Origin of the sequence: Phytoactinopolyspora endophytica, assembly GCF_004138495.1 — a bacterium.
GTDB classification, from domain to species: Bacteria; Actinomycetota; Actinomycetes; order Jiangellales; family Jiangellaceae; genus Phytoactinopolyspora; species Phytoactinopolyspora endophytica.
This window is the reverse complement of record NZ_ML142873.1, coordinates 15,303-15,858: the sequence shown is the minus strand read 5'-3', so window position 1 is coordinate 15,858 and position 556 is coordinate 15,303. Positions and strand designations below refer to the sequence as shown.

1 pseudogene is annotated in these 556 nt (G+C 70.5%); it reads left to right on the top strand.

What is annotated here, in order from left to right:
- A pseudogene (locus ELR45_RS31240) lies at positions 1-556 on the top strand (SpoIVB peptidase S55 domain-containing protein); the annotation flags it as partial.

Sequence of the window (556 nt, the reverse complement as noted above, 5' to 3'; positions counted from 1 at the left end):
CTCGAAGGCGGAGTCGCCCCCGACGTGGACATGATCCTGGTCGACACGGAGTCGCCCGCCATCGAGCGAGCCGATGGTATCTGGTCGGGCATGTCCGGCTCGCCGGTGTACGCCGACGACGGCCGCCTGGTCGGCGCCATCGCCTATGGCCTGTCCCAGTCACCGTCGAACGTCGCCGGAATCACGCCGGCGGCTGACATGAAGAAACTTCTCGACCGGGACGACACCGGCCCGGCCGTAGCCGATGCGGCTCCGGCCACCGTCGACCTTCCCGAGAACGTCCAGGAGAAGCTGACGCAGAGCGGAGCCGCCACGTCGTCGGAGGCACAGGGCGGCATGCGCGCCCTGCCGCTACCGCTGGCGGTCTCCGGACTCGGCGCCGACCGTCTGCCGGCGTTCTCCGAACGTCTTGGGGAGCACCTTCCGGACATGCACGCGTTCCCCGCCGGAGCGGCCGCCGTCGATGCGGAAGGATCCGCCGGTGACATCGTCCCCGGCGGCAACATCGCCGCGGCCACCTCGTTCGGCGACGTCACGTCCGCCGCTGTCGGTACAG